Genomic DNA, 16,624 nt, shown 5'->3' with positions numbered 1-16,624 from the left:
TATGAGGACCTTGTTTTGCGTTATTATTTTGCTTCGCTGTAAAGACGAGCAACTTCGTCCCAGTTTACCACATTCCAGAAAGCTGAAATGTAATCAGGACGGCGGTTTTGATAGTTCAGGTAGTAAGCATGCTCCCAAACATCAAGACCTAGGATAGGCGTTTTGCCTTCAGAAAGCGGAGAATCTTGGTTTGGCGTGCTTGTGATTTCAAGTTTGCCGTTGTTTACAACAAGCCATGCCCAGCCTGAACCGAAACGTCCAGCTGCTGCTGCAGCGAATTGTTCTTTGAATTTGTCAAAGCTTCCAAATACACTGTTGATCTCTTCAGCAAGCTCGCCAGTTGGCTCGCCACCGCCGTTTGGAGATAAAAGTGTCCAGAATAATTTGTGGTTCGCATGTCCGCCGCCATTGTTGCGGACTGCTGTGCGGATGTTTTCAGGAACAGAATCTAAATCTGCAACAAGCTCTTCAACTGATTTGTTTGCAAGAGCAGTGTTTCCTTCAACCGCTTTGTTTAAATTTGTAACGTATGTGTTATGGTGCTTCGTATGGTGAATATTCATAGTTTCCTTGTCGATATGCGGTTCTAAAGCATCGTACGCATAAGGTAGTTCTGGAAGTTCGTAAGCCATGATAATTCCTCCTTAATATATATGTACTGAAATGCCGCTTTACAGCGAGCCTTTCTTCATTCAATGTAACAAAAGAACGCCATGTAATCAATGAAAAAGCTCACAATTTGGCTATTTCAGCAGACATATTTCACTTTAACCGTTACTTTGTCACCTTAAACCTCCTGAATGGCATCTTTAAAGAACAGTCCATAAAAAATATCCGATCATTAGAAGCTGAATAATTCCCTTTGCAATGACACCCGTTAAAAAGCCGATCAATGAGCCTAGCCCAATTTTAAACGCTGATTTTACATCTTTTTGATGTACGATAAGCTCTGCACAAACAGCCCCGATAAACGGCCCTAGTATGATTCCTGCAACCGGAATCACAAATGGTCCGATTAACAAACCGATCGTACTTCCCCAAATAGCAGCTTTGCTTCCGCCGAACCTTTTTACACCAAGCAGGTTGGAAACATAATCTGCAGCGAATAATACTGCGGCGAATACAGCTTCAACCAGCCAGAACATATAGGAATACGGACTGAAAGAAAACAAAAATCCGTATAATACAAAACCGGCTACAATAAATACAACACTTGGAATAACAGGGTACACAAGCCCGATAAAAGCAATGATAAATAGTGCCGCGATCAACAGCCAATACAAAATATCCATAGTATCCATCCTCCTCAATATGCTTACATCTCTGATCTTACACTTCTGCCAATGCAGGTCTTCCTTGTATTCAAACGCAGGCAGCGATACAATAAGCAACATATATTGTATAGCTAGGAAGTGAAGACAGTGAATGTATTTCAGCTTTTCATCAAAAGTACATACTCTCCACGGGATATTGCAAAAACAAGATTTCAAGGAATCGGAAAAGCGATTCTTTATGTATTTTTGCTCTCTGTCCTTTTTGCGATCCCCACTGCTTATTATGTAAGCTCAGGGACCGTCCAATCTATGAACGGCTTTAAATCCGTTTTAAACAAAGATTTCCCTGATTTCACAATTTCAAACGGCAAACTTCAAACAGATGAAAAAAAAGCCACAGAATCAAAGGCAAACGGCTTTGTCATCGTGTTTGATCCGACGGATGCATATGGCACAGAACAAATCGAAGCAAAGCAAAACGCAATAGGTATACTTCAGGATAAGTTTGTTTTGGCCATTGACGGACAGGCCCAAGAGATGGCTTACTCAATGATGCCGTCAGATTTAACAAAAAAAGATATCACTGCAGGGTTAAACCAAAATAAAGCGATGATTGTGACTGTTCTTTCAGTACTCATTTTTCTCGTGACAGCGGCGGGAAAATTTATTGAGGTATCTTTCTTGGCGCTTATCGGGCTAATCATAAAGAACGCTCAGCAAAAGCAGCTGTCCTACCAGCAGCTATGGAAGCTTTCTGCTTACTCCATCACCCTTTCAACGATATTTTTTACGATTATGCGTGCGTTAGAAACAACGGTGCAAAGTGAATTTTTAGTCAACTGGTTTGTTAACTTTGTCATCCTGTTTCTCGTTTTAAAAGAGCTCCCGGCTAAAAAAGAAATCTTAAAAAAATAGCCGATAATTTCAGGAATTTTCCAAATGAAGAATGGAACATGTTAACTTTCTCTTTAAGCAAACGTATAAAAAGGCCAATCTTCCAACTTGGATGCTACAGTTTCTTTTCTTGAAGGGTTTCTTCAATATGAAAGTGAAAGAATTTCGTTCTAAACAGATAGCTTTTTTAGCAAACACTGAATCCAGAAAATTCAATTGTGAAGAAATAATATTTTTTAATCTCAGCCAATTAAAACAATGTCTAAAAAAACAATAATGATTACTGTTGAATTTCAAGAATCTATCCTTCAGAAACAAACCCTTTGTCATAAATTGAGGCGTAGCATAGTAAAAGATATATAAAACTTTTTTCTTTTTTAGCCCCAACAGAACATAAATTTATGTGCGCATCATTAATAAAAGTGCCATGAATAATTTTCTGAAAATATATAATAAAAAGCCAGGTACCGGGGACGGGACTGTCCCCCGTTTTTGAGACAGGGATCAAAACACCTTTTATACAGCCAATTGCCGATAGTTTATCGGTGATTGGCTGTTTCGTTTCGTTTGAATACGAATGTTGTTATAATAATAAATGTATTCTTTGACAGTGCGTTCTACGATGGCGTTCGTGGTTCGAACAATGCTGTTAAGATAGAACGTTTCAGACTTTAGTGAGGAATGAAACGATTCGATGGAGGCATTATCAGCGGGCGTCCCTTTGCGGAACATGCTCATGGTAATGCCTTTTGTTTTAACAGCTTTCTGATACTCATAAGATGTATACACAGACCCTTGGTCACTATGTAACACGCAGTTCTGAGGCAGTGTTGGCAGTTGATCAAGTGTGTTTAAGACAAAGTCTGTGTCCTGCTTATCTCCAATCGTGAAAGCAATCACTTCTCCATTGTATACATCCAATATACTAGAAAGGTACAATTGTTTCTGTCCATAAGGCAAATATGTGATGTCCGTTACTAGTTTCTCAAGAGGACGATCAGACTGAAAATTCCGATTCATTATGTTATCGACCACGGCATATGGCTGTCCATTCTTCTTGCGCTTTTTCACCTTAACCCGGCACTGCCACTGATTGTTCTGCCTGATACGGTGAACCGTTTTATGATTAATACGCATTTCTTTTTTTAATATAGCTGTAATTTTTCGATATCCATATCGATACTTGTGCTCTCGGCACAACATGCCGATTTATTTTTCCAAATGGCACTTGGGATGATCTTTCGTCAGGTTCTTCTTCCAACGATAATAAGATGCTCGTGAGATACCTAAATGAACACAGATATTCTGTACGGCTTCTACAAGTTCGACTGACGTTTGGCTATCAACTTCCTTTCCAATTCGTTGTACTTTTTTAAAACTTCATTCTGTTGTCTCCGATAACGGTTCTCTGCCTGCAGTTTCTCTAATTCGGAAGCATACTCCGGACCTTTTCCGTAAGTGTATAACTCACTCTTGTTCCCATACATACAAAAAACACCTCCAAGTCTTATTTCGGATAACAACGATCCGTTTTCAAACTTGAAGGTGTTTTTTATTTGTCTCATCTAATGGGGTCAGTCCCCCGACACCCAGCTTTTTAATTCGATATAAAATTTAGTACCAAAAAAAACTAGAATTATCTCTTTCAATCCTCATGAGTTTTAGTAGTAATATATTATTATTATCTTTTCTGAGGATTTATATAAACAAATGCTGCTCCCTTAGCTTTCCCCTTGTACACAGATAAACCTACTGCCCAAGGTACACCTGTCGGTTTTGGTAATTTACTGAAGTAAAACTTTTTAGTTGGTGTTCTACTCGAAAAATACCCTGAGTATTGAGGACCAATATCCCCACCTTCGACAATAGAAACACCAAAACTCTTATAATTTAACTTACCACATTTTCCGTTTGTCTCTGCATAAGCGTCAATAGACGTAGCACTTTTAGTATATGTATACGCGTCAGTAATAACTCTTATCTTACAACCAGAGATACCACTTACTGATTGCCAACCACTGCTTGCTGCCTCTGCTTTTTCTTTAGGTAGTGCTACAAGCGTTGCCATTAGTAGCAAAATTAAAAACACTGAAAACTTTCCTTGCTTCATTACTAGGTTCCTCCTTTAAAAATATTACTATGTAATCCTAACAAATCCTTCAGCTTTTGTAAATAATGGTATATGTGTTTTTATTATCAAACATCATCATTTTATTAATAAGACAGCTCGCTCACCTTTTTGACTGCATTATATTTAAGTCAAAGAGATTCTCTCAAAATTCAACCACACAACTACATAAAAAAGAGACTTCCTTAGCAGTCTCTTCAATTTGTCAACAAAGTCCTAACGATAAACTTTTTTGTTACAATATATAGAGTGAAAAACAGCATGAATAAATCGTTGTGCAGGGAGTGAACTGGTTTGGCTGATCATTAGGAAAGCGCGAGAATTATAACACTTTTACTTTTATTGTATTTTATGGTAGTCGTTCCACTCCTTAATTTCCCATAATGGACTGTCTATTGTTGATATGAAAGTATTCATCCTATATGAATTTGAATTTGTACATCATTCCATTCGCGAGACCATCGGTCACAATAAAACCAATGTCGTAGACCGGAAGGTATGGTATGGATCTCACCCTTGTATATCCACCGTCGACAAGACGCCACTCAAAGCCATTATGAAGAAAACTTCTCAGCGATGAACAGTTATACTCCTTGTCATAAACATAATTGATGTGATCTTTGCACGCTGTTGCTTTGATAATCTCGCTGCCTTTTCTTTCACATAAGTCCTCTATACTTCGGGGTAATTACGATATGATACTTATAATTCAAAGTTATGTGTGCTGCACTATTACTGTCTTTTGACATCATAACTCCTCCGTATGCTCTATTTTAGTTGCCGAACCAAAAATATTTTAGCACCTTTGGAAGAGAGCTTTCATGCCACAGTGGAAGCTTCTTGGAACCCTAGGCCTAGCCTAGGGTTTTCTTTTGTCATGAATCAACACGGACAAGCATACAATGTTATCAAAATGTTGTATGCGGGAGGCAAAGTCAATGAAACGTCTCACTTTTGTATTCGGCATTCTCTTTATCCTTTTTATCCTTTTTTATGATCTTAAAATTGGAACGATCCCCATTCAGAACCTCCCTGTCTATAAAGCATCGGCAAAAACAGCTGTACAGGAAACAGCATATAAAACGGTAACGGTAAAACCGGGTGACACGGTCATGTCAATTGTCGGAACTGCAAGTTCCCCTGACGATATTGTAAAGGATTTTGAAGCGCTCAACCCAAATGTAAAAGCCAATACGATTCAGGCAGGAACAGCATACAAATTCCCGGTCTACCCATAATTAACGTTAATTTCTTGTCAGTTCGGCGAATACACTGTTACAATATAATTTGTAAAATACATTGACATACACCATACTAGGTTTATTCTATCTAGAAGCGGCAACTACAATTAAGGAGCGATTGACAAGTGAGTGAAATCACCCATCGTACAAAAACGCGTCCCGTTAAAGTGGGACCTTTAACAATAGGCGGTAACAATGAAGTCGTTATCCAAAGCATGACAACAACCAAAACACATGATGTAGAAGCAACAGTTGCGGAAATTAACCGGCTGGCTGAAGCCGGATGCCAAATCGTGCGGGTGGCTTGTCCGGATGAACGGGCGGCAAACGCCATTGCGGATATTAAAAAACGGATTTCTATTCCGCTCGTCGTTGACATTCATTTTGATTATAAACTTGCGTTAAAAGCCATTGAAGGCGGCGCAGATAAAATACGAATCAACCCAGGCAACATCGGGCGCCGTGAAAAAGTCGAAGCGGTCGTTAAAGCGGCAAAAGAAAAAGGGATTCCGATCCGAATCGGTGTAAACGCAGGTTCATTGGAAAAACGGATTTTAGAAAAATACGGATATCCGACAGCAGACGGCATGGTAGAAAGTGCTCTTCATCACATTAAGATTCTTGAAGATCTTGATTTTCACGATATTATCGTCAGCATGAAGGCTTCTGACGTAAACCTTGCCATCGAAGCTTATGAAAAAGCGTCAAAAGCATTTGATTACCCGCTTCACCTCGGCATCACCGAGTCAGGTACGCTGTTTGCCGGTACAGTAAAAAGCGCAGCAGGACTTGGCTCAATTTTAAGCAAGGGCATCGGTAACACCCTGCGTATCTCATTAAGCGCAGACCCGGTAGAAGAGGTTAAAGTAGCGAGAGAGCTATTGAAATCCTTTGGTTTGGCCTCTAATGCTGCAACTCTCATCTCATGCCCGACTTGCGGCCGTATTGAGATTGATTTGATCAGTATCGCCAACGAAGTGGAAGAATACATTTCTAAAGTGAAAGCGCCGATTAAAGTTGCCGTTCTCGGATGTGCGGTAAACGGCCCAGGTGAAGCAAGAGAAGCTGATATCGGCATCGCTGGAGCACGCGGCGAAGGCCTTCTGTTCCGAAAAGGTAAAATTGTCCGTAAGGTTCCAGAAGAAACAATGGTTGAAGAACTGAAAAAAGAAATCGACATCCTTGCTGAAGAGCACTACGCAAAGCTTGAGGCTGAAAAAGCGAAATTAGATGAAGAAACACAAAAAGCTTGACGGGAACCCGTCAAGCTTTTTTGTATTAGAAAAATGGAATAATAAATATTCCAAGCACTAATGAGACAACACCAATCCCCATAGCCCATGCGCCCAGACTTTGGGCTCCTCTTCTTCTTGCGATATAGCCGACAATAATACCGGCAGCTCCCAACAAAACAGGAAGAACAAACAATGAAATAATGGACAAGGCTAAAGCGATATACCCTATTCCCCGTCCTTCATTGACATTGCTGCCGCTGCGGTCATTCCCTTGGTCATCGCTTCGGTCAGAAGCACGGAAAGGCTCTGCAATTTCAGCAGCTGTTTCCTCAAAAAAACCATCATTGTCGCGGGTAATATTTGTTCCTTCAGAACCATGATCTACATAGTAACTGTTGTTATCACGTTTTTCGTAATCGTTTGCCACCTTCAATTCCCCCTTCTGTTTTATAAAGGAGCTTTTATAGTTTGATCCATTTTTCCCGATTCATGTTTGCTAAACTTTTCTGGTAATGCTAATTGTTTATGTTACACTTGAAAGGATGAAACTGAAGGAGTGTGGGCATGTTACGTTTAGGAATAGATATTGACGGCACAATCACGGCTCAGGATACATTCGTCCCTTATTTAAACCGCTCGTTTAATCTTTCCATTTCATTAAACGATATGACGGATTATGATTTAACAAAACTGTTACGTATTACACAGGACGAATTTTGGGATTGGATGAATCAAAATGAAGCGACGATATATAAAGAAGCACTTCTTGCGCAGCATGCAAAACAGTCCCTTGACCTCCTCAAAGAGGAGCACCGGCTGATTTATATTACGGCGAGAAGGACTCATTTAAGCGATATTACGTACGAATGGTTTGACAGACAAAACATCCATTATGACCACATAGAGCTTGTGGGCGGGCATCATAAAGTCGAAGCGGTCAAAAAACATGACATCGACTTGTTTTTTGAGGATCATCATGGAAACGCAATGATGATTGCAAAAGAAGCTGGTATACCGGTGATTTTATTCAATTCGCCTTATAACCAGCTTCCGATTGATTCAAACATCATTAGAGTTAACAACTGGCTCGAAGCGGTTCAATGGATAAATGAAAATAAACATTCTTTCATACGTGTGAAAAATTAAAAAAGGAGCCTGATTAGGCTCCTTTTTCTCTATCCTTTCACTCTCATGCAGAGGGTTGATCTTGCTTTTCCTGTTCACAGCTTGGGCATGTCCCGTAAATCTCAAATTTATGCCCGCTGATTTGATAGCCATCTAAGTCATCATAGAGCTTATCCATCGGACAAGACTCAATCTCCTTTGTTTTGCCGCAAGCCAGGCAAATAAAATGATGGTGATGATGAGTAAATGAGCATTTAAATCGGAACAGCTTTTCACCGGAAAGTTCAGTCGTTTCCAAAATACCTAGCTCTTCATACAAAGATAGGTTTCTGTAAATCGTATCAAAGCTTAACCCGGGATAATCATCATTTAGTGCAGAAAGTACATTTTTAGCGGTCAGATACCTGTCCGAATCAGCAAAAAGCTGAAGCATATCTTCCCGTTTGCTTGTATATTTATATCCGTTTTCTTTCAGTAAGTTCAGCGCTTCTTGTACGTTCATGAAGGGCCCCCCTTTTCGCTTTGCTTAAGAACGAACGTATCTTAAATATCAAAAAGAAAATGGCAGCTGTCTGACCAGCAAGCCATTTTCTTAACTACTGATAAAATTATACCCATAAAATGAATAAAAGTAAATGAAAGCCTAGTGGATTGCGGTTTTGAATTTGCCGCCCCTTGTTTCATGAGTATTCATAATTGTAATAAAGGCATTATCATCGACTTCAAACACAATGGATTTGAGCTTAGTCACTTCCAGCCTTGTGACAACTGCATAAATCACATCTTTTTCCTCGTCTGTATAGCCGCCTTTTCCCTTCAGCTTCGTTGTTCCGCGTCCGAGACGGTGTAATATTGCGTCGGAAATCTCATCATACTGGTCCGAGACAATAATCACAGCTTTTGTTTCATCAAGCCCTTGGATGACCGCATCAATGGTTTTCATGGCAATGTAGTAAGTCATGAAAGAATACATAGCTTGCTCAGGACCGAACACAAAACCGGCCCAAATAAAGATAAATACATTGATAAGCATCACAAATTCACCAACTGAAAACGGCAATTTTTTCGTTAACAGTATACCGAGAATTTCTGTGCCGTCCATTGAACCTCCGTTACGAATCACCAGACCCACGCCAAAGCCGAGCAATAGACCTCCGAATACTGTAGCCAGAATAGGCTGTGTCGTAATGGCTTCTACGTGGTGAAGCGAGGATTCGATTAAGGCAAGGCCGACGATCCCGATAACAGTAGAAACGAGGAAGGTCTTACCGATATATTTATATCCGAAGATCATAAAAGGAATGTTTAAGATGACAACAAAAACAGCGAAATTCAGAAAGGGGTTTGACATAAAGAGGTGGTCTAAAATAAGTGATACACCGATAATGCCGCCATCAATAAAATCATTGGGGACTAAAAATAATTCAATACTCACCGCCGCAGACGCAGCTCCGATCAGAATCATGATGACCCTGAATATAAAGTGGGTAAATGATTCTCTTTTGTGTTGTTTTGTTGGGGTCATAAAATCTCCTTTCCTGCAATAACTATTTTAAATAGACTATGACTCTATTTTACCATGAAATGCTGACACATTTTATTGATTTGCCCATACATTATGTCTGAGAGGTGGAATGTTCGATGATATTATTTCAAAGAATTATTTTGCAGAGGCTCAATCAAGCCACTGCTGAAGATTTATTGAAGTACTCCAAGCAATACGGAATCAGTCTGACAAAACCGCAAGCAATTGAAGTAGCAAACCTGTTATACGGGAAAAATGTGAATATTTTTAATGAGCAGGAACGTACGCGGCTGCTGAAACAAGTAGAATCCATTACTTCAAAAGAAACAGCCCAAACCGTTCATGAACTTTTCAAGCAATTCTCAAGCTGAAAAAAAGCGGGGGATTCAATCCCCCGCTTTTTTATTGCTGTAAAATCTTTTCGAGTAATGTGTTGTCAAATTGCTTTTCTTTCAGCATTTGAATCTCAAAACGGTACGGCGGTTTTTTGTTCTTTTTATCTTCACCGACATACGGCGTTTCAAGGATTTTCGGAATGTCTTTTAACTGCTCATGATGAACGACATATTGCAATGCGTCAAACCCAATTTCCCCGAAGCCAATATTTTCATGACGGTCTTTTCTCGCGCCTTTAATATTTTTGCTGTCATTGATATGGAGCACTTTGATTCTGTCAATACCAACAATTTTATCGAACTCATTCAGCACTCCGTCAAAATCTTCGACAATATTGTAGCCGGCATCATGTGTATGGCATGTGTCAAAGCATACAGACAAATGCTCATTGTGTGTAACGCCATCAATAATTTGCGCAAGCTCTTCAAAGCTTCTGCCGCATTCAGACCCTTTGCCTGCCATTGTTTCTAATGCAATCTGCACATTTTGATTCGGATCAATGACTTCATTTAAGCCTTCAATAATTTTCTTAATGCCTTCTTCGGCTCCCGCGCCAACATGAGCACCCGGGTGAAGGACGATTTGCTTTGCGCCGATAGCAGCTGTCCGCTCAATTTCAGAGCGGAGAAAATCAACACCAAGCTCAAAAGTAGCCGGATTGACCGTATTGCCAATATTAATAATATAAGGCGCGTGTACGATAATCTCGTCGATGCCGTTTTCCTGCATGTGAGCGCGGCCGGCTTCTATATTTAAGTCTTCAATTTTTTTTCGGCGCGTATTTTGCGGCGCGCCTGTATAAATCATAAACGTGTTCGCCCCGTAAGAGACTGCTTCCTGACTCGCAGCCAGAAGCATATGTTTTCCGCTCATAGAGACGTGTGAACCTATTCTCAACAACCGGTTCCCCTACTTTCTTTTTTTAGATTGATTTCTTCGCTGTTTTTTCTTAATTTTCTCCATCTCGTAGCTCATTTTCTTTTTATATCCGGGCTTAACCTTCTTCGGCTTTTTCACGAGACGATGGGCGATTTCATCTGCTTCGTTCGGCGTCTTTTTACGCTTTTGGCGGCGCTGGCGGTCATCGCCTTTTTTCCATTCGCCTTTTTCAATCTCCAGGTAATCAAACTCAATGCCCATTTTCTCAAGCTTCACCAATGCATCCTCATCAGAAAGCTCATAAATTGTCATGGCCTGTCCTGAAGAACCCGCGCGCGCTGTTCTGCCCACACGGTGAACATAAAAATCAAGATCATCCGGCAGCTCATAGTTGATGACATGGCTGACACCTTTAATATCAATGCCTCTTGCGGCGAGGTCAGTTGCAATTACATAAGTGAATTCCAAATCATTAATCTGCTTCATGACTTTTTTACGCTCACGAGGCGTTAAGCCGCCGTGCAGAAGTCCGATTTTCATCCCTTTGTCCATCAAATATTTGGCGATATGGTCGGCATTGTTTTTCGTATTAGCAAACACAATGCCTAAGTAAGGGGTCAGATTAGACATGATATCAAAAAGAAGCTTGTCCTTATCACGGTGCTTTGAAGGAATAAGAATATGCTCAATTTTCGCAGCAGTGACCTGTTTAGGCTCCACGTGGGCGTATTTCGGGTTTTCCATGTATTTTTTCAAAAACGGTTTCAGCTTTTCCGGAATCGTTGCAGAGAACACAAGCATCTGCAGATCCTCTGGCATACGTGAACCAATGTAATCAACGTCTGCAAGGAAGCCCATATCCAGCATTAAATCCGCTTCATCAATAACAAGAGACTCAGCTTTATGAACACTTAATGCCTGTTCTTTGATTAAATCCGCAATCCGTCCCGGCGTTCCGACGACCAGATGCGGCTGCGTTTTCAGTTTATCAATGGCTTTCTGCTTATCTGTGCCTCCGATAAAACATTTGGAACGGATCGAATCACCTTCAGCACCCTGAGTGATTTTCAGCGCTTCCTGATGAATCTGGTTGGCAAGCTCGCGCGTCGGAGCCGTAATAACCACCTGAACGACATCCTTAGCAGGATCAATTTTATTTAACAAAGGAAGTAAGTAAGCGTGAGTCTTTCCGGTTCCAGTCTGAGACTGTCCGATGACGCTTTCTTTTTTTAATACAGCAGGAATCAGCCTTTTTTGAATATCAGTCGGTTCATAAAAACCAAGGCGATGTACTGCATCTATAATAAACGGTTTCAATTCATACACATCAAATTTAGTTTCTTTCATTTTTCCCAGCTCCTTAAAGCGGCACATTATGTGTCCATCATCACATTATACCCGATTTCCCTTAAAAACACCACGTTTGGAAGGCGTTTGTTTTATTCAGATAAGGAAAGCAAATATCGAAACCCATGCATATTGTAATAGCAGAGAGAGCTGAAAGGAGGTACAAGTATGTTTTCACAGCAGCAGCCAATGAGAAACTATCCGCAGCCCGGTCCGCCCCGCCCTATGCAAAACCAGCGCATGATGGGAAGAACAGCGCCTGAAATGCGAAGACCTTCATTTGGTCCGCCTCAGCAAAGTTTCCAGCAATCAGGGCAGCAATTTCTTCCACAGCCAAACGCCGGAGCAAGAAATGGGGCGGGCACAGGCTTAAAAGGGATGCTGTCCAAATTTTTACCCGGCACAGGAGGCACAGGGGCGCCCGGAGCAGCCGCAGGCGGAGGAGCAGGTCTGCAGGGCATTCAAAATCTCGCCAATCCGGCATCGTTATCCAGTATGCTCGGCAATGTGCAAAAAGTGCTCGGCATGGCGCAGCAAGTCACCCCTATGATTCAGCAGTACGGACCCTTAGTCCGCAACCTGCCGGCAATGATAAAGCTTTACAGTCAATTAAGCAAAAACGATGATACAGAGGGCACTGAAGAAGAAACGAAGACAGAATCAGAAGATAATACAGAAACAGAAAAGAAAGCTGCGTCAAACGAATCTGGTGAAAAAGAAAAATCAAAAGCAAGCAGACCATCATCTGCAAAAAAAACAGCAGCACCGGACTTAAAGGAACAAAAATCAAAAACATCTGTCTCACAGAAAAAGGAAACGCCCTCTCCTTCCTCGAAAAAAACATCCGGCAGTTCTAAGCCGAGATTATATATTTAACATTCTTTGATATCTGGAGTGAGATTGGCTATAATGGAGATCAGAAGATTGCAAGATTAGAGCCGTTTGATTACGGCTTTTTATATTGCCTTTACTCACTTCTGTATTGGAGGACAACCGAAAATGGACGTAATTAAAATTTCGCCGCGCGGCTATTGCTATGGTGTTGTTGACGCTATGGTAATCGCTAAAAACGCGGCACTGGATAAAAGCTTGCCAAGACCCATTTATATACTCGGGATGATTGTTCATAATAAACACGTCACTGATGCGTTTGAGGAAGATGGCATTTATACATTGGACGGCGCTAATCGACTGGACATCCTGAAGCAGGTTGAAAAAGGAACTGTCATTTTCACAGCGCACGGCGTTTCTCCCGAGGTTAGAAGAATCGCTGAAGAAAAAGGATTAGTCGCTATAGACGCTACATGTCCGGATGTTACGAAAACCCACAACTTAATCTTAGAAATGAAAGAAAAAGGATACCACGTGATCTATGTCGGCAAAAAAGGCCATCCGGAGCCGGAAGGAGCGGTTGGCGTAGCGCCTGATATCGTTCACTTGGTTGAAACACCGGAAGATGTCAAAAATCTCGATATCCAAGCTGAAAAATTGATCGTAACAAACCAAACGACAATGTCTCAATGGGATGTTCACGATATTATGGAGCTCGTGAAGGAAAAATATCCTCACGTTGAATATCACCAAGAGATTTGCCTGGCTACTCAGGTGCGGCAGGAAGCAGTATCGGAACAGGCGAAAAAAGCGGACCTAACGATCGTTGTCGGCGACCCAAAAAGCAATAATTCAAACCGGCTCGCCCAAGTGTCTGAGGAAATAGCCGGGACAAAAGCGTACCGAATCGGCGATCTCAGCGAATTAAAACTGGAATGGCTTAAAGGCGTAAATACCGTCGCCGTTACTGCCGGAGCTTCAACACCGACGCCGATCACCAAAGAAGTGATTCGCTTTTTAGAACAATTCGATCATGAAGACCCATCAACTTGGACAATCGAACACAATGTTCCGCTCAAAAAAATCCTTCCAAAAGTGAAAGCAAAAAACTGAGGCCCTCACAGCCTCAGTTTTTTTATAGAAAAGTAAATGGATTTGTATCCGTTTCGGAAATAAAGATATTGACGTCTGCTTTTTTATCCTTACACATTGACGTCAGTTTTTTTACGACGCCTTCTTTCATGATTTTTTCAGCGTAATGGCCTGGATCAATAACATTCAGACCAAGCATCATCGCATCATGGGCAACATGGAAATATAGATCGCCCGTGACGTAAACATCTGCGCCTTTCCGTTTTGCCTGATGGATATACTTGTTCCCGTCTCCTCCGAGAACAGCTACTTTCTTCACCATGCTGTCAGCCTGTCCCACCATTCTGACGCCGTTCACTTGAAGCTTGTCTTTTACAAACAAAGCAAATTCCTGAAGCGTCATTTCATTTTTAAGTGTTCCGACACGGCCTAGCCCTTTTTCGGCTGGTGACTGCTCGACAGGATAAATATCATAAGCGACTTCTTCATACGGATGGCTTTTTATCATTGCGTTTATAACGGCTTTTTCTATGCTTTGAGGAAACACAGTCTCCAGTCTGACTTCATGTACGAGCTCAAGCTCTCCAACCTCTCCGATAAAAGGCTGTGCGCCGTCCAATGGCTTAAAGCTGCCAATGCCCTCAGATGAAAACGCACAATGGCTGTACTCACCGATATGGCCTGCCCCCGCATTTCCCAGAGCGCCTCTGACCTGTTCTTCATATTCTTTCGGCACGTATACGACGAGTTTTTTGAGAGGGTCAGTATAAGTAGGCACCAATACTTCAGTTCCACTCAGCTCCAAGGCCTCAGCAAGCAAATCGTTTACACCCCCGTCCGCAACATCTAGGTTAGTATGAGCCGCATACACGGCGATGTCATGTTTCAAACACTTTTCAATCAGCCTTCCGCCGGGCTGATCAGTTGAAATATGCTTTAGCGGCCGGAATATAGGAGGATGGTGTGCAATGATTAAATCAACATCCTTTTCAATCGCTTCATCGACGACGCTTTCCAATACATCCAGCGTAACCATCACATTTTTAACTGGTTTATTTAAACTGCCGATTTGCAGACCGATTTTATCGCCCTCAACTGCATAGGCTTTTGGAGAAAATTGTTCAAACAGCTGAATGACTTGCTGTCCGTTTACCGTTTTAGCCATGATCGATAACCTCCTTTAATAGCTCCATTCGATCGGTTAGTTCGTTCAATTTCTTTTTGTTATCTTCAGATGTCGCAGCACGGCTGATCTGTTCATATATGTTTTGAGTATGCTGGAGCTCTTGTGTCCATTTTTTCAAAAATACAGCATTCTTTTCTTTTGCCAAAAATGGGCCTACGAGCATTCCTGCCGGCAAAGAAATTCCTGCATAAGCTGCATCTCTGTCTCCCGCTTCGGCGACAAGCACCTCATAGCACTTCCCGTCCTCCTCAAGAATCACTTCATCAATAAGTGCGTACCCTTCTTTATACAGCCATTCTCTAATATGAACGGCATGAATATTCGGCTGTAAAATAAGCCGTTCTTTACCTGTCAATTTTTCTTTGCCTGCTTCTAAAATATGAGCGATCAGTGACCCGCCCATTCCGGCAATTGTTATGGCGTCAGCCTCACCTTTCTGAAGCACTTCAAGGCCGTCTCCTTGTCTTACCGTTATGTGTGCGCTTAAGCCCGATTTGTCGACCTGCCGTTTGGCAGACAAGAATGGACCGTCTGTTATTTCTCCAGCAATAGCTTTGCTCGCTTTATGATTCAGCACTGCATAACAAGGAAGGTAAGCATGGTCAGAACCAATATCCGCTACTACCGCTCCATCCGGTATGTACTCCGCTACTGTTTGTAATCGCTTTGATAATTTTAATTCGTTCACTTGTCATCACAACTTTTCTCAATCATTTTTTCCTTTTCTATCATATAAAAAATCAGCCCGGAATCCAAGCTGAGCGAATGATTTTCATTTTATTTCTTTGCAGGAACAAAATCAGTATGGAATGGGACAAAAATAAAAGGCTGTCGAGAACATCTCGGCGGCCTGAGAACGTATAAGGAGAAAGATACATCCTTTATTTAATTTTAGACACCCATTCTGCCATGTCATCAAGCTTATCAGCCGGAACAAGACCGGAAGGCATTCCATTACCGCCCTTTTCAATCTTTGTTTTGATTTCAGCGACATCCTTCTTATCCCCTACACCTTTTAAACTCGGACCAGAAACTCCTTCATAATTTTCCCCATGACAGGTAATGCAATTTGCCTTGTAAATGTCTTCCGGTGAAGCGTTTGCATCATCTTTTTCAGCAGACTTGCTTTCTCCTCCGCTCGCAATCTCGCGAGAGTCATCAAGCCCCTTTACTGATAAAAAGAAAGTCAGACCAATACCTAAAACAGCGATCAGTAAAAATGGAATAAGCGGATTCCATTTCATTTCCCTTCCCCCTTTATGATCCTTCCCCCTATGTAAACACTTCTAATTCTAACTTATTTTTACAAAAAGTAAATGGATTGGCATACAAAAGTTTTTTATTCACACTTTATACAAAATTAAATCAAAACATGCCTATTTCTCTAACATTCCTTTTATTCTATTGTATAATGTATTGTATACGCTTACAATAGAAAATATGGATTGGTATATTGAAATTTTTCATCGCA

18 protein-coding genes and 2 pseudogenes are annotated in these 16,624 nt (G+C 41.2%); 7 read left to right on the top strand and 13 right to left on the bottom strand.

Translation table 11 applies throughout. From position 1 onward, the window contains the following. Positions 1–23 precede the first annotated feature (23 nt). Both sodA and NST16_RS05430 read right to left on the bottom strand, forming a co-directional pair. On the bottom strand, positions 24–632 hold the full coding sequence (sodA, locus tag NST16_RS05435; RefSeq protein ID WP_010334952.1) for a superoxide dismutase SodA: 609 nt from the start codon (positions 630–632) through the stop codon (positions 24–26). A 177-nt stretch (positions 633–809) separates the two neighbouring features. Further along, on the bottom strand, positions 810–1,292 hold the full coding sequence (locus NST16_RS05430; RefSeq protein WP_010334953.1) for a DUF456 domain-containing protein: 483 nt from the start codon (positions 1,290–1,292) through the stop codon (positions 810–812). Between the two features lie 129 nt (positions 1,293–1,421). Here NST16_RS05430 and NST16_RS05425 point away from each other — a divergent pair, with 129 nt between their 5' ends. Then, the gene (locus NST16_RS05425) at positions 1,422–2,189 is read left to right on the top strand and encodes a DUF1189 domain-containing protein (RefSeq protein WP_340884586.1); all 768 of its coding nucleotides are present in this window, start codon (positions 1,422–1,424) and stop codon (positions 2,187–2,189) included. 495 nt (positions 2,190–2,684) lie between these two features. Here the strand turns inward: NST16_RS05425 and NST16_RS05420 are convergent. From NST16_RS05420 to NST16_RS05410, 3 genes and pseudogenes are all read right to left on the bottom strand, one after another. Further along, positions 2,685–3,631: pseudogene (locus NST16_RS05420) on the bottom strand (IS3 family transposase); the annotation flags it as partial. 218 nt (positions 3,632–3,849) lie between these two features. Then, a complete protein-coding gene (gene yqgA / locus NST16_RS05415) occupies positions 3,850–4,278 on the bottom strand; it encodes a cell wall-binding protein YqgA (RefSeq protein WP_010334959.1) in 429 nt (142 codons plus the stop codon). Between the two features lie 625 nt (positions 4,279–4,903). Continuing rightward, positions 4,904–5,045: pseudogene (locus NST16_RS05410) on the bottom strand (IS200/IS605 family transposase); the annotation flags it as partial. Positions 5,046–5,234: 189 nt separating this feature from the next. Between NST16_RS05410 and NST16_RS05405 the strand changes: the two are divergent. Both NST16_RS05405 and ispG read left to right on the top strand, forming a co-directional pair. Further along, positions 5,235–5,534 (top strand): LysM peptidoglycan-binding domain-containing protein, encoded by a 300-nt coding sequence (locus tag NST16_RS05405; RefSeq protein WP_010334960.1) that lies wholly within the window; start codon positions 5,235–5,237, stop codon positions 5,532–5,534. Positions 5,535–5,671: 137 nt separating this feature from the next. Then, a complete protein-coding gene (gene ispG, locus NST16_RS05400) occupies positions 5,672–6,790 on the top strand; it encodes a flavodoxin-dependent (E)-4-hydroxy-3-methylbut-2-enyl-diphosphate synthase (protein ID WP_340888286.1) in 1,119 nt (372 codons plus the stop codon). 25 nt (positions 6,791–6,815) lie between these two features. On the opposite strand, the gene NST16_RS05395 is transcribed toward ispG, so the two are convergent. After that, complete coding sequence (locus NST16_RS05395) at positions 6,816–7,205, bottom strand: DUF308 domain-containing protein (protein WP_081720839.1); 390 nt, start codon at positions 7,203–7,205, stop codon at positions 6,816–6,818. 131 nt (positions 7,206–7,336) lie between these two features. Here NST16_RS05395 and NST16_RS05390 point away from each other — a divergent pair, with 131 nt between their 5' ends. Beyond that, positions 7,337–7,918, top strand: coding sequence for a nucleotidase (locus NST16_RS05390; RefSeq protein ID WP_010334963.1), 582 nt, complete (start codon positions 7,337–7,339; stop codon positions 7,916–7,918). 43 nt (positions 7,919–7,961) lie between these two features. On the opposite strand, the gene NST16_RS05385 is transcribed toward NST16_RS05390, so the two are convergent. Next, entirely contained in the window at positions 7,962–8,399 is a 438-nt protein-coding gene (locus NST16_RS05385; protein WP_010334964.1) for a Fur family transcriptional regulator, read from the bottom strand. 141 nt (positions 8,400–8,540) lie between these two features. Next, entirely contained in the window at positions 8,541–9,422 is an 882-nt protein-coding gene (locus NST16_RS05380) for a YitT family protein (protein ID WP_010334965.1), read from the bottom strand. A gap of 116 nt (positions 9,423–9,538) precedes the next feature. On the opposite strand from NST16_RS05380, the gene NST16_RS05375 reads away from it, so the two are divergent. Then, on the top strand, positions 9,539–9,793 hold the full coding sequence (locus tag NST16_RS05375; protein ID WP_168748255.1) for a DUF2624 domain-containing protein: 255 nt from the start codon (positions 9,539–9,541) through the stop codon (positions 9,791–9,793). A gap of 31 nt (positions 9,794–9,824) precedes the next feature. Here NST16_RS05375 and NST16_RS05370 read toward each other — a convergent pair whose 3' ends face one another. Further along, positions 9,825–10,718, bottom strand: a complete 894-nt coding sequence (locus NST16_RS05370) for a deoxyribonuclease IV (protein WP_024122077.1) — start codon at positions 10,716–10,718, stop codon at positions 9,825–9,827. 9 nt (positions 10,719–10,727) lie between these two features. Beyond that, positions 10,728–12,044, bottom strand: coding sequence for a DEAD-box ATP-dependent RNA helicase CshB (gene cshB, locus NST16_RS05365; protein WP_010334967.1), 1,317 nt, complete (start codon positions 12,042–12,044; stop codon positions 10,728–10,730). A gap of 168 nt (positions 12,045–12,212) precedes the next feature. On the opposite strand from cshB, the gene vrrA reads away from it, so the two are divergent. Further along, complete coding sequence (gene vrrA / locus NST16_RS05360) at positions 12,213–12,920, top strand: VrrA/YqfQ family protein (protein WP_168748257.1); 708 nt, start codon at positions 12,213–12,215, stop codon at positions 12,918–12,920. A 123-nt stretch (positions 12,921–13,043) separates the two neighbouring features. After that, a complete protein-coding gene (locus NST16_RS05355) occupies positions 13,044–13,988 on the top strand; it encodes a 4-hydroxy-3-methylbut-2-enyl diphosphate reductase (RefSeq protein ID WP_010334969.1) in 945 nt (314 codons plus the stop codon). Between the two features lie 22 nt (positions 13,989–14,010). On the opposite strand, the gene NST16_RS05350 is transcribed toward NST16_RS05355, so the two are convergent. From NST16_RS05350 to cccA, 3 genes are all read right to left on the bottom strand, one after another. Beyond that, complete coding sequence (locus tag NST16_RS05350) at positions 14,011–15,132, bottom strand: Nif3-like dinuclear metal center hexameric protein (RefSeq protein ID WP_168748258.1); 1,122 nt, start codon at positions 15,130–15,132, stop codon at positions 14,011–14,013. After that, the gene (gene trmK / locus NST16_RS05345) at positions 15,125–15,793 is read right to left on the bottom strand and encodes a tRNA (adenine(22)-N(1))-methyltransferase TrmK (protein WP_026014744.1); all 669 of its coding nucleotides are present in this window, start codon (positions 15,791–15,793) and stop codon (positions 15,125–15,127) included. The genes NST16_RS05350 and trmK overlap by 8 nt, the downstream gene beginning before the upstream one ends. 241 nt (positions 15,794–16,034) lie before the next feature. Next, positions 16,035–16,397, bottom strand: coding sequence for a cytochrome c550 (gene cccA / locus NST16_RS05340; protein WP_010334972.1), 363 nt, complete (start codon positions 16,395–16,397; stop codon positions 16,035–16,037). Between the last annotated feature and the right edge of the window lie 227 nt (positions 16,398–16,624).

The organism is Bacillus sp. FSL K6-1005, assembly GCF_038000225.1.
GTDB classification, from domain to species: domain Bacteria; phylum Bacillota; class Bacilli; order Bacillales; family Bacillaceae; genus Bacillus; species Bacillus mojavensis.
This window is presented reverse-complemented; position numbering and strand designations above follow the sequence as displayed.

What these genes read in the sequence shown, in the direction of transcription:
- NST16_RS05390 (WP_010334963.1), top strand. Translation starts at nt 7,337, where the DNA reads ATGTTACGTTTAGGAATAGATATTGACGGCACAATCACGGCTCAGGAT.
- cshB (WP_010334967.1), bottom strand. Translation starts at nt 12,044, where the DNA reads ATGAAAGAAACTAAATTTGATGTGTATGAATTGAAACCGTTTATTATA.
- NST16_RS05355 (WP_010334969.1), top strand. Translation starts at nt 13,044, where the DNA reads ATGGACGTAATTAAAATTTCGCCGCGCGGCTATTGCTATGGTGTTGTT.
- vrrA (WP_168748257.1), top strand. Translation starts at nt 12,213, where the DNA reads ATGTTTTCACAGCAGCAGCCAATGAGAAACTATCCGCAGCCCGGTCCG.
- NST16_RS05375 (WP_168748255.1), top strand. Translation starts at nt 9,539, where the DNA reads ATGATATTATTTCAAAGAATTATTTTGCAGAGGCTCAATCAAGCCACT.
- sodA (WP_010334952.1), bottom strand. Translation starts at nt 632, where the DNA reads ATGGCTTACGAACTTCCAGAACTACCTTATGCGTACGATGCTTTAGAA.
- NST16_RS05385 (WP_010334964.1), bottom strand. Translation starts at nt 8,399, where the DNA reads ATGAACGTACAAGAAGCGCTGAACTTACTGAAAGAAAACGGATATAAA.
- NST16_RS05430 (WP_010334953.1), bottom strand. Translation starts at nt 1,292, where the DNA reads ATGGATATTTTGTATTGGCTGTTGATCGCGGCACTATTTATCATTGCT.
- NST16_RS05405 (WP_010334960.1), top strand. Translation starts at nt 5,235, where the DNA reads ATGAAACGTCTCACTTTTGTATTCGGCATTCTCTTTATCCTTTTTATC.
- cccA (WP_010334972.1), bottom strand. Translation starts at nt 16,397, where the DNA reads ATGAAATGGAATCCGCTTATTCCATTTTTACTGATCGCTGTTTTAGGT.
- NST16_RS05380 (WP_010334965.1), bottom strand. Translation starts at nt 9,422, where the DNA reads ATGACCCCAACAAAACAACACAAAAGAGAATCATTTACCCACTTTATA.
- yqgA (WP_010334959.1), bottom strand. Translation starts at nt 4,278, where the DNA reads ATGAAGCAAGGAAAGTTTTCAGTGTTTTTAATTTTGCTACTAATGGCA.
- NST16_RS05350 (WP_168748258.1), bottom strand. Translation starts at nt 15,132, where the DNA reads ATGGCTAAAACGGTAAACGGACAGCAAGTCATTCAGCTGTTTGAACAA.